We start from the raw sequence: 11411 nt of genomic DNA, 5'->3' as shown, positions 1-11411 counted from the left end.
CCCCCCCCCCCCCCCCCCCCCCCCCCCCCCCCCCCCCCCCCCCCCCCCCCCCCCCCCCCCCCCCCCCCCCCCCCCCCCCCCCCCCGACTCCGACTGGGCCGGCGGCACCCGGCTGGCCGCGGGCATCGGCGGGTTCGTCGCCACGCACGGCCGCCGGGGCCTGGCCCGCGGCGCGGTCGTCGTCGTGCTCTCCGACGGCTGGGCCACCGACGACCCCGACGACGTCGCCGAGGCGATGCGGCGGCTGCGCCGGCTGGCCGCCCGGATCGTCTGGGTCAACCCCCGCAAGGCCGCGCCCGGCTACGCCCCGCTGGTCGGGGGGATGGCCGCCGCGCTGCCGCTGTGCGACGCGTTCGTCAGCGGGCACAGCCTGGCCGCGCTGGAGGAGGTCGTCGCCGCCGTCCGCGACGACTGACCCCGATGATCATGGGGCCGGAACCGCGCCGGGTGCCGGCGGAGTGGTCGCGGCGCCATGACCACGTCGGTCACCCCATCGTCTTCTGGCCGTCGAGGGACTCCCGCAGGATGTCGGCGTGCCCGGAGTGCTGGGCGGTCTCGGCGATGATGTGCACGAACACCCGGCGGGCCGACCGGCGGGCCCCCGGCGGGAACCACGGCGCCTCGGGCAGCGGGTGCGAGGCGTCCAGGTCGGGCAGCGTGCGCACCAGGTCGTCGGTGCGGCGGGCCACCTCCTCGTAGTGGGCGAGGATCCCCTCGAGCGTCTCGTCCGGGCCCATCCGGAACTCCTCGGCCCACTTCGCCATCTGCTCGGGGTCGTCCGGGCCGGCCATGACGCCGGGGCCCTCCAGGATGAACCGGGCCCACGTCGCCTCGGTGTGCGCCACGTGCTTGACCAGCCCGCCGAGGGTCAGCTCGCTGGCCGTCGTCCGCTGCCGGGCCTGCTCGTCGGTGAGCCCCTGCACGGTGAACCGCAGGAAGTAGCGCTGCGCGGCCAGGGCCTCCAGCAGGTCGGCCCGCTCGCCGGTCAGGGTGCTCGTCGCGCTGGTCATCGTCGTCCTCCTCGTCGGTGGAACCGGTCAGGACCAACGCTAGGGGCCGCAAGTGCCAGATCCTGACCTCAATGTCGGCAGGATCGGAGACGTGACCGATCCGGGTGCGCGCACGCTCCGCCTGCTGTCCCTGTTGCAGCAGCGCCGGTACTGGGCCGGCGCCGACCTCGCCGAGCGGCTGGAGGTGTCGATCCGCACGCTGCGCCGGGACGTCGACCGGCTCCGCGACCTCGGCTACCCGGTCGAGGCGCAGCGCGGGGTCGACGGCGGTTACCAGCTCGCGCCCGGTGCGGCCCTGCCGCCGCTGGTGCTCGACGACGAGGAGGCGGTCGCGCTCGCCGTCGGCCTGCAGGCGGCGGCGCAGAGCGCGGTCGCGGGGACGGCGGAGTCGTCGGTGCGGGCGCTGGCCAAGGTGGTGCAGGTGATGCCGCCACGGCTGCGCCGGCGGGTGGAGGCGCTGCGCGCGGTCACCGAACCGGCGCCGTGGACGGGCACGCGCGACGTCGTCGAGCCGCTGACCCTGACCGCCGTCGCACAGGCCTGCCGGGACACCGAGCGCCTGGCGTTCGGGTACACCGCCGCCGACGGGACGGCGACCGAGCGGGAGGTCGACCCGCACCGCCTGGTGGCGCTGGGCCGCCGCTGGTACCTCGTCGCCTACGACCTCACCGGCGGGGACTGGCGCAGCTTCCGGCTCGACCGGCTGGAGCGGCCGCGGCCCACCGGTGCGCGGTTCGCCCCGCGGCGGCTGCCGGCCGAGGACGCCGTCGCCTTCGTCCGCGCGGGGCTGGGGGCGGCGACCGGGACGCGGACGGTGGAGGCCCTGGTCGAGGCGCCGCCGGAGCGGGTACGCCAGCGCATCGGGCGGTGGGCCACCGTCGAGGCGGACGGGGCCGGCCGCAGCCGGGTGCGGATGGAGACCGACTCGCTGGACTGGCCGGCCTTCGCCCTGGGCTCGCTCGGCGCCGAGTTCGCCGTGCTCTCCCCGCCGGACTTCGCCGACCTGCTGCGCGACTGGGCGGACCGCTTCGCGCGGGCCGGAACCGTCGTACCCCCGGCCTAGCGTGCGGGTCATCAGGAGAGGAGGTCACCATGACCCGCACCGTCACCAGCATCGACACCCTCGACCTGGAGATCGCCGTCGCCTACATCGCGCTCGGCGTGGCCCGCAGCGCCCGGGCGCACTGCCCGTCCGGGGAGAACGACCGGCGCGTGGCCGAGGCGGTGGCCGCGGTCGACGCGCTGCTCGACGAGCGCCTCGACGCCGCCGGGGTGCAGCCCCTCGACGCCGCGGCCTGAGGACGGCCCGCCTGCAGGGGCCCGCCGCGAGCGCACGGCCCTGCGGCGTCCGGTGGCGCGCCCTAGCGTCGGCCCATGACCCAGACCTCGCCCCGCATCGCGCTCGTCACCGGCTCGGACTCCGGCATCGGGAAGGCGACCGCCGTCGCCCTCGCCGAGTCCGGCTGCGACGTCGGGATCACCTGGCACCGCGACCGCGACGGGGCGGAGAGCACCGCCGAAGAGGTCCGCGGGCTGGGTCGGCGGGCCGAGGTCCGGCAGCTGGACCTCACCCGGCTGCCGGAGGCCGCGGACGTCGTCGACGACCTCGCCGAGGCCCTCGGCGGCGTCGACGTCCTGGTCAACGACGCCGGCACCGGCCACATGAGCACCATCCTCGACACCGACTTCGCCACCTGGCGGGAGGTGCTGGCCACCGACCTCGACGGCGCCTTCCTGTGCCTGCAGAAGGCGGCGCGGCGCATGGTCGCCGCCGGCCGCGGCGGGCGGATCGTCAACATCACCAGCGTCCACGAGCACCAGCCGCGGGTCGGGGCGGCCGCCTACTGCGCGGCCAAGGGGGGCCTGGGGCTGCTCACCCGGGTCGCGGCGATCGAGCTCGCCGAGCACGGCATCACGGTGAACGCCGTCGCCCCCGGTGAGATCGCCACGCCGATGACCGGCCAGGAGGACGAGGACCCGACCGCTCCCGGGCACGAGCGCCCGGGCGTCCCGCTGCGCCGTCCCGGGGACGCCCGCGAGGTCGCCGCGGTCGTGGCCTTCCTCGCCTCCCCGGCGGCCGCCTACGTCACCGGCGCGTCCTGGCCGGTGGACGGCGGCATGCTGCAGATGGGCCCGATGGCCGGCTCCCACCTCGAGTCCGACGACTGGCGACGCCCCTGACGGGCGGCCCCCCGGCGGGGGACGGGGGGTCCGTCACCCGGCGAGCAGGTCGAGCAGCTGCCGGCGGTCGGGGCCGGGCGCGACCGGCACCGGCTGGTCGGCGTACTGCGCGAGCCGCTCCCGCATCCCCGGCCGGGCCAGCACCTGCTCGGGCAGGGCCAGGCAGGTGATCATCTCGAGCAGCGCCCGGTAGGCCTCGGGATCGTGGACCGCCGCGGCGAGCAACTGCGCCCGCACCGGGTCCGGCGCCGGGGGCTCGCGACCCTCGCGGATCGCGTTCATCTCGGCGATCCGCACGCGGTCGGCGGCGAGCTGGTTCCGGAAGAACGGTGTCACGTCCCGCTCGGTGGCCTCGTCGAAGGCCCGCCCGAACGCGGCCGGGTCGGAGAGGTGCTCGCGGGCCGTGGCGCGCAACGTCTGGGCGTGGACCATCCCCACCGAGATGCCGCGGCCGGCCGAGGGGTTGGTGCAGGCCCAGGCGTCCCCGACCGGGACGTAGCCGGTCACCACCGGCTCCCCGTCGACGACCAGCCGGCGGTAGCAGTCGAGGACGCCGGCCATCGCCAGCACCTCGGTGATCGGCTGGCCGTCCAGCCAGTGCGCCTGGCGCGGGCAGGCGGCCACCACCCGGGTGAACACCTCCGGGTCGCGCAGCGCCTTGAGGGGGGTGTCGTGGGTCGGGCCGAACACGGTCACCGACCAGGTGTCGTTGTCGCCGACCAGCGTGATGACCGAGATGCTCCCCATCGGGGTCAGCTGGGGGCCGATCCGCTGCGGCTGTCGCGGCCCCGTGTAGTAGCGCGTGTAGTAGACGAAGCCGCCCGTGTCGCGCTCCACCTGCGGCGGCCGGGCACCCAGCTCGGCCAGCCACTCGCTGCCGCGCGTCCTGCGGCCGGTCGCGTCGACCACCAGGTCGGCGGGGACCGGGCCGCCGTCGTCGGTGCGGACGCCGCAGACGTGCGGGACACCGGTGACCGCGGCCGCACCGGGCACCAGCCCGGTGGCCCGGACGCCGCGGCGCACGGTGACCCGGGGGTGCTCGGCCGCCATCGTGGCGACGACGGCCTCCGTGACCGGCCGCCGGCCGGTGACGAAGCGCAGCCGGTCGTCCCCGGGGCGCGGGGTGCGGTCGGCGATGCCCGGGGGGAGCGGGTCGGTGTAGTCCCCCCAGGCGCACCCGCCGTCGGAGAGCCGGTCCACCAGACCGGGCAACTCCTCCTCGGCGACCACGCGGAACCGCGGGAAGAGCGTGTGCGGCTGGCGGAACTGGGCCACGCCCGTGCGGCGCCAGTCGTCCCACGCCCCGACGGGGGTGTCCGGCGGGTCGCGGGGGTCGGCCTCCAGGACGGTCACGTCGTGCCCGTCGTCGGCCAGCATCAGCCCCGCACACAGCCCGATGACCCCGCCGCCGCACACCACGATGGCCGCCATGTCGACCTCCCCGAGCAGCAGACGGGGACACCCTCCGCCCGCGAGCAGGGCAGCGGACAGGGCACGAGGACCCGGTCGGGCGGGTCGACGGCCGGCCCCGGGGTCACCCGGCGAGCAGGTCGAGCAGCTGCCGCCGGTCGGGGCCGGATGTCGGGGGCGGGGCGCCGTCCGCGGCGGCCTCGATTCGCTCGCGCATCCCGGGGCGGGCGAGCACCTCGGCCGGCCGCGCCAGGCAGGTCACCGTCTCGACCAGGGCGCGGAAGACGTCGGCGTCGCGCATGGCCGCGGCGAGGAACCGGGCCTGCGCGGGGTTCGGCGCCGGGGGCTCGGTGCCGGACCGGATGGCCTCCATCTCCGCGAGGCGCGCCCGGTCGGCGGTCAACTGGTCGCGGTAGAAGGGCGCCACGTCGCGCTCGGTGGCCTCGGCGAACTCCCTCGCCAGCCGGCCGGGAGCGTCGAGGTGCGCGGCCACGGCCCGGCGGAGCACCTGGGCGTGGACCGCGCCGATCGAGATGCCCCGGCCGGCGGAGGGGTTGGTGCAGGCCCAGGCGTCCCCGACCGGGACGAACCCGGTGACGACCGGCTCCCCGTCGACGACGTACCGGTGCGCGCAGTCCAGCACGCCGGCCATGGCGAGCACGTCGGTGATCGGCCGGCCGTCCAGCCAGTGGGCCTGCAGCGGGCAGGCCCCCACGACGCGGGCGAACGCGTCGGGGTGGCGCACCGCCTTGAGGGCGGTGTCGGCGCTCGGGCCGAAGACGGTCACCGACCACGTGTCGTTGTCGGCGATCAGGGTGAGGACCGAGAAGCTGCCGAGCGGGGCGAGCGCCCGGCCCCTGAGCCGCGGCGGCTCCGGGCCGGTGAAGTACCGCGTGTAGTAGACGAACCCGCTGTCCTCGCTCTCCACCTCCGGTTCCCGGGCGTGCAGCTCGGCCAGCCAGTCGCCGCTGCGGGTGCGCCGGCCGGTCGCGTCCACGACGAGGTCGGCCGGGATCTCCTCGCCGGTCGTCGTCCGCACGCCGCGGACGTGCGGCACCCCCGGCAGTGCCGACGGCGCGGGGAGCAGCCCCGACACCCGGACGCCGCGGCGCACCGTCAGGCCGGGCACCTCCACCGCCGCGGCCGCGACGACGGACTCGGTGACCGGCCTGCGCCCGGTGACGAAGCGGACGCGGTCGTCCCCAGGGCGCGGTGTGCGGTCGGTGACGGACGGCGGCATCGCCTGGAGGTAGTCCACCCACGGGCACCCGGCCGCGGCGAGCCGGTCGGTGAGCCCCGGGAGCTCGGCGTCGACGACCTCCCGGAAGCGGGCGAACAGGTTGTGCGGCTGCCGGAACTGCGCGACCCCCCTGCGCTGCCACGACGTCCAGGCCGCGGCGGCCGTCGTCGGTGCGCCGTCCGGGTCGGCCTCCAGCACGGTGACCTCGTGCCCATCGCGCGCCAGCATCATCGCGGCGGTCAGCCCGACGATCCCGCCGCCGCACACCACGACCGACCCCATGTCGACCTCCCCTCGGGGACGCCGCCACCGTGCTCCCGGGACTGCGGCCGCGGCCAGAGCCGGACGGCCCGCCTACGCGCTTCGTCGGGCCCGGCGGTGGCGCTTGTTCCGGTACAGCTCGGCGTCGGCCCGCATGACCAGGTCGGAGAGCGTGTCGCCGGGCCGGGCGGTGGCGGTCCCCGCGGACCAGGACGCGGTGTGGCTGGCCCGCAGCCGGGTCAGCAGCTCCCCGGCGTGGGACGTGTCGGTGTTCGGCAGGCACAGGACGAACTCGTCGCCGCCCTGGCGACCGAGCAGGTCGGCCATCCGCAGCTCGGAGCTCCACGCCCGCGCGAGGGACTGCAGGAGGGCGTCGCCGGCGCCGTGGCCCTGGTGGTCGTTGACGGCCTTGAAGCCGTCGAGGTCGATCACCGCCACCGTCAGGGGCTCGCCGGTGCGCTGGGCGTGGGCGAGGCTGCGGGTGGCGTCGGCCTCCCAGGCGCGCCGGTTGGCCAGCCCGGTGAGCGGGTCGGTCCCGGCGGCGCGGTGCAGCTGGGCGGCGATGCGGACCTGCGCCTCGGCGACGGTTCCCACCGTCACCACCATCGTCAGCCACGGCACGGCGAAGCCGCCGGGCACCGCGGCGATCGCCCCGGCGGTGGTCGCGGCGACCAGGTAGCCGACGTGCAGGCGGGCGGCGCGGGAGCCGAGGTAGTGGGCGCAGAACAGCCCCACCGCGACCATGCACGGGCCGAGGCCGACGATGCCGACCGCGGTGGCCGACTGCCACGCGAGGACGGCGACCAGCGTCGACATCAGCCCGACCGCGGCGTGCACCGACCGCGCACTGAGCCCGGCCCGGCGCCACCACAGCAGCGCACCGCCGAGCAGGCCGACGCCGGCCAGTACCCAGGCGAGGCCCACGGGGGTGTCCGGCGACATGGGGTTGAGCGCGCCCACGACGCACAGGGCCCCGCTGACCGCGTACAGCAACGCGAGCAGCGCGATCCCCGTCGGCCGGTCCTCGCCCACCTGTACCCCCGTCGTGTCCGTGCTGGTCGCGGACAGGATCGACCGGACCGGTGACGGTCTGGAGCGCAGCGTGACGACAGGCCCCCCCATCGGGGGAGGAGCAGGTCACCCGCCGGTGAGCTCGGTGGGCACCGTGATGACGTCGACCATGGCGCCGCGCCGGTACACCGTCACCGGCAGGGCCTGGCCGATCGCCTCGTCGAACAGCAGCCGCTGCAGGCTCTGCGCCTCCGCCACCGGCCGCCGTCCGGCCTCGAGCACCAGGTCGCCGGCCTTGAGCCCGGCCCGGTCGGCCGGCGAGCCCGGGACGACGTCGACGACCCGCAGCCCCCGCCGGCGACCGGTGCGCTCGGCGAGCGGTGCCGGCAGGGGAGCCGGGGTGCTCACCAGCCCGAGGAAGGCCCGGCGCACGCGGCCGTCGCGGGTCAGCGCGGCCACGATCCGCCGGGTGGTGTCGTTGATCGGCACCGCGAGCCCGAGGCCCCAGCCGGCGACGGCGGTGTTGACGCCCACGACCCGGCCGGCGGAGTCGGCCAACGCCCCGCCGGAGTTGCCCGGGTTGAGCGCGGCGTCGGTCTGGATGACGTCCTCCACCACCCGCGCCGTCCGGCCGTCGCGGGTGGGCAGGGACCGGCCCAGGCCGCTGACCACCCCGGCGGTGACCGAGCCGGCCAGGCCGAGCGGGTTGCCCACCGCGACGACGAGCTGGCCCACGCGCAGCGCGGCGGCGTCCCCGAGCTGGGCCGGCGGCGGCGTCGCCGACCGGGCGCGGACCACCGCGAGGTCCGACAACGGGTCGGCGCCGACGACGTCGACGTCGGCCTCGCTGCCGTCGCTGAAGACGGCTCGGCCGCGGTGGGACCGCCCGACCACGTGGGCGTTGGTCAGCATCAGCCCGTCGCCGGGGACGACGACCGCCGACCCCGCCCCGCCGCTGGTGACCTGCAGCGCGGCCACGTGCGGGGTCAGCTCGGCGGCGACGGCGGTGACCACGCGGGAGTAGGCGTCCAGCGCGGCGCCGTCCGTGACGCCCTCGGCGGACGGACCCGGGAGCAGGCTCATGGCGGACCTCCTCGATTACACGCTTACACGTCTCAGTGAACTCCTCCGGGGGCCGGTGTGGCGGGCGTCATGCCGTGGGCGAACACCGCCCCGATACTGGGCCGATGACGATCTCGGCGGCCGACCGCAGAGCTGCGGCGGCACGGTCGTGGGCGGCCCTGCGGCCGCGGGTGGCGAAGGAGGCGGTCGCCGCGCTGGGGGAGGCCGAGGGCGACGCGTTCCTCGCCCGGGCCGACCTCGCGGTCTTCGACGTCGGTGAGCCCCTCGCCGAGCTCTACGGGGACGCCGCCGACGAGCTGTTCGAGCGGGCGCTGCGGGTGGTCCTGGCCGCCGCGGCCGAGCGGCCCGAGGAACTGCGCCGCATCGACCGCCGCCGCGAGATCGACCCGGCGTGGTTCCAGCGGGCGCGGGTGCAGGGCTACGTCTGCTACGTCGACCGCTTCTGCGGCACCCTCGACCGGCTGCCCGACCACCTCGACCACCTCGCCGAGCTGGGCACCACCTACCTGCACCTGATGCCGCTGCTGCGGCCCCGCCCCGGCGAGAACGACGGTGGGTACGCGGTGGCCGACTACCGCGCCGTCGACCCGCGGCTGGGCACGATGGCCGACCTGGAGCGGGTCGCGGCCGCCCTGCACGAGCGGGACATGAGCCTGTGCATCGACCTGGTCCTCAACCACACCGCCCGCGAGCACCCGTGGGCGCAGGGCTGGCTGGCCGGCGACCCGGCGTACGCCGGCTTCTACACCGCCTTCCCCGACCGCACCCTGCCCGACGCCTACGACGCCACCATCCCGGAGGTCTTCCCCGACCGGGCGCCGGGCTCGTTCAGCTGGGTGCCCGAGGCCCGCGGCGGTGCCGGCGGCTGGGTCTGGACGACGTTCTGGCCCTACCAGTGGGACCTCGACTACGCCAACCCCGAGGTCACCCTGGCGATGCTCGGCGAGATCACCTGGCTGGCCAACCGCGGTGTCGACGTCTTCCGCATGGACGCCGTCCCGTTCATGTGGAAGCGACTGGGCACCTCCTGCCAGAACCTGCCGGAGGGCCACTCGCTGCTGCAGCTGCTGCACGCGCTGACCCGGCTGGCCGCCCCCGGCGTCGTCTTCAAGGCCGAGGCGATCGTGTCGCCCGACGACCTGGTGCCCTACCTCGGCGGGCACGACCGGTTCCGGCCCGAGTGCGAGCTGGCCTACCACAACTCGCTCATGGTGCTGCTGTGGAGCAGCCTGGCCACGCAGGACGTGCGGCTGGCCCGGGCCGCGCTGGGTCGGATGCGGCCGATCCCGCCGTCGTCCACGTGGGTCACCTACGTGCGCGGCCACGACGACATCGGCTGGGCGGTCACCGACGAGGACGCCGCCGCCGTCGGCCTGGACGGGTTCGCCCACCGGCGCTTCCTCAACGACTTCTACGCCGGCCGCTTCCCCGGCTCGTTCGCCCGCGGGGCGCTGTTCCAGGAGAACGAGGCCACCGGCGACGCGCGCATCTCCGGGTCCGCCGCCTCGCTGTGCGGCATCGAGCAGGCGCTGGCCGACGGGGACGACGAGGGCCTGGAGGCCGGGATCCGCAGGCTGGTGCTGCTGTACTCGGTGGTCTACGGCTTCGGCGGGATCCCGCTGCTCTACATGGGCGACGAGCTGGCCCTGCGCAACGACCCCGGCTACCTGGCCGACCCCGAGCGGGCACCGGACAACCGCTGGATGCACCGGCCGCCCATGGACTGGCCCGCCGCGGGCCGCCGGAACGACCCCACCACGGTCGAGGGCCGCGTCTTCGCGCGGATCCGCCGGCTGGGGGAGGTGCGCCGGTCGGTCCTCGCGCTGCGCGGGGGCGTCGAGTCGGTGCTGCTGGACGCCGGCGGCGACGCGGTGCTGGCGTGGTCGCGGCGGCACCCGCGCAGCGGCACGTTCGTCGGGCTGGCCAACGTCAGCCCGGAGCCGCAGGAGGTCGACGCCGACACCGTCACCGGCTTCGGCACCTTCCCGCTGGTGCACGGCAGCGACGGCCCGCTGGAGGTCCGCGACGGCCGCCTGCTCGTCCCCGGCCTCGGCTTCGCCTGGTTCGCCGAACCGTGACCGCACCGGCCGGCTCGCCGGGCCCGGTGCCGGCCGGGGCCACGCTGGGCGTGGAGGAGGAGTTCCACCTCGTCGACCCGGACACCCTCGCGCTCACCCCGGCGCCGGAGGTCGCCGCGGCCGCGCTCGCCGGCGAGGCCGGGGCGCACGTGCACGCCGAGATCACGACGACCCAGCTGGAGACGGCGACCGGCGTGTGCACCACCCTCGCCGGGCTGCGCGCCGCGCTGGTCGCCACGCGCAGGGAGGCCGCGGCCGCGGCCGCCCGCGGCGGGGTGGCGGTGCTGGCCGCCTCCACCCACCCCTTCGGCTCCTGGCGCGACCAGCCCATGACCCCCGACCGGCGGTACGACGACATGGTGGCCCGCTGGGCGGTCCTCGCCCGCCAGCAGGACATCTGCGGCTGCCACGTGCACGTGGGCGTCCCGGACCTGGAGACGGCGGTGGCCGTGCTGGACCGCGCGCGGCCGTACCTGCCGGTGCTGCTGGCGATGACCGGCAGCTCGCCCTTCCACGACGGCGTCGACACCGGCTACGAGAGCTTCCGCACGCCGTGGTGGTCGCGCTGGCCCAACGCCGGGCCGCCCGAGCACCTGGGCAGCGCCGACCGCTACCGGGCGGTCGTCGACGCCCTGGTGCGCGGTGGCGTCATCGGCGACGCCCGGCACCTCTACTGGGACCTGCGCCCCTCGAGCCGCTACCCCACGGTCGAGTTCCGGCTCGCCGACGTGTGCACCGCCCTCGACGACGTCGTCCTGCACGCGGCGCTGGCCCGCTCCCTGGTGCGGGTGCTCGCCACCCGTGCCGAGCACGGCGAGCCGGTGCCCGAGGTGCGGCCCGAGCTGCTGCGCGCGGCGCGCTGGCGGGCGGCGAAGGACGGCCTCGGTGGCGAGCTCTACGACCCGGTCCGCGGCGAGCCGGTGCCGGCGCGCGCCGCCGTCGACCGGCTGCTGGCCGAGCTCGCCGACGACCTCCGCGCCCACGACGAGGAGGACGAGGTCGACCGGCTGCTGGTCCGCCTGGAGCGGCGGGGGACGTCGGCGGCCCGCCAGCGACGGACGTGGGAGGCCACCGGGGACCTGCGGGCGGTGGCCGCCGAGCTGGTCAGGGACAGCGCGGTCGGCGACGGCTGACGCG

At 76.7% G+C, this 11411-nt stretch carries 11 protein-coding genes; 6 read left to right on the top strand and 5 right to left on the bottom strand.

The genetic code is table 11. From position 1 onward, the window contains the following. On the top strand, positions 1 to 415 hold a 415-nt coding region (locus ACI79D_RS18470), incomplete at its 5' end, for a VWA domain-containing protein (RefSeq protein WP_456919930.1). A gap of 70 nt (positions 416 to 485) precedes the next feature. Here the strand turns inward: ACI79D_RS18470 and ACI79D_RS18465 are convergent. Beyond that, on the bottom strand, positions 486 to 1010 hold the full coding sequence (locus tag ACI79D_RS18465) for a DinB family protein (RefSeq protein ID WP_456919929.1): 525 nt from the start codon (positions 1008 to 1010) through the stop codon (positions 486 to 488). A gap of 91 nt (positions 1011 to 1101) precedes the next feature. Between ACI79D_RS18465 and ACI79D_RS18460 the strand changes: the two genes are divergently transcribed. From ACI79D_RS18460 to ACI79D_RS18450, 3 genes are all read left to right on the top strand, one after another. Then, positions 1102 to 2073, top strand: coding sequence for a helix-turn-helix transcriptional regulator (locus tag ACI79D_RS18460; RefSeq protein WP_456919928.1), 972 nt, complete (start codon positions 1102 to 1104; stop codon positions 2071 to 2073). A 29-nt stretch (positions 2074 to 2102) separates the two neighbouring features. Further along, a complete protein-coding gene (locus ACI79D_RS18455) occupies positions 2103 to 2309 on the top strand; it encodes a hypothetical protein (protein WP_456919927.1) in 207 nt (68 codons plus the stop codon). 75 nt (positions 2310 to 2384) lie between these two features. Further along, positions 2385 to 3191 carry an SDR family oxidoreductase gene (locus ACI79D_RS18450; protein ID WP_456919926.1) on the top strand — a complete coding sequence of 269 codons (807 nt, stop codon included), beginning with the start codon at positions 2385 to 2387 and terminating at the stop codon, positions 3189 to 3191. Positions 3192 to 3224: 33 nt separating this feature from the next. On the opposite strand, the gene ACI79D_RS18445 is transcribed toward ACI79D_RS18450, so the two are convergent. From ACI79D_RS18445 to ACI79D_RS18430, 4 genes are all read right to left on the bottom strand, one after another. Then, positions 3225 to 4622: an FAD-dependent oxidoreductase gene (locus tag ACI79D_RS18445; protein WP_456919925.1), complete on the bottom strand. Its 1398-nt coding sequence runs from the start codon at positions 4620 to 4622 to the stop codon at positions 3225 to 3227. Positions 4623 to 4725: 103 nt separating this feature from the next. Further along, the gene (locus ACI79D_RS18440) at positions 4726 to 6123 is read right to left on the bottom strand and encodes an FAD-dependent oxidoreductase (RefSeq protein ID WP_456919924.1); all 1398 of its coding nucleotides are present in this window, start codon (positions 6121 to 6123) and stop codon (positions 4726 to 4728) included. A gap of 72 nt (positions 6124 to 6195) precedes the next feature. Next, positions 6196 to 7134, bottom strand: coding sequence for a GGDEF domain-containing protein (locus ACI79D_RS18435; RefSeq protein WP_456919923.1), 939 nt, complete (start codon positions 7132 to 7134; stop codon positions 6196 to 6198). 105 nt (positions 7135 to 7239) lie between these two features. Next, positions 7240 to 8196, bottom strand: coding sequence for a S1C family serine protease (locus tag ACI79D_RS18430; RefSeq protein WP_456919922.1), 957 nt, complete (start codon positions 8194 to 8196; stop codon positions 7240 to 7242). Positions 8197 to 8300: 104 nt separating this feature from the next. Here ACI79D_RS18430 and ACI79D_RS18425 point away from each other — a divergent pair, with 104 nt between their 5' ends. Beyond that, entirely contained in the window at positions 8301 to 10274 is a 1974-nt protein-coding gene (locus ACI79D_RS18425) for an alpha-amylase family protein (RefSeq protein ID WP_456919921.1), read from the top strand. Continuing rightward, positions 10271 to 11407, top strand: a complete 1137-nt coding sequence (locus ACI79D_RS18420) for a carboxylate-amine ligase (protein WP_456919920.1) — start codon at positions 10271 to 10273, stop codon at positions 11405 to 11407. Before ACI79D_RS18425 ends, ACI79D_RS18420 begins: the two co-directional genes overlap by 4 nt. The last annotated feature ends 4 nt before the right edge of the window (positions 11408 to 11411 follow it).

It is taken from the genome of Geodermatophilus sp. SYSU D00708 (assembly GCF_054050115.1).
The sequence above is the reverse complement of the archived record's forward strand: the minus strand, read 5'-3'. Positions and strand labels throughout refer to the sequence as shown.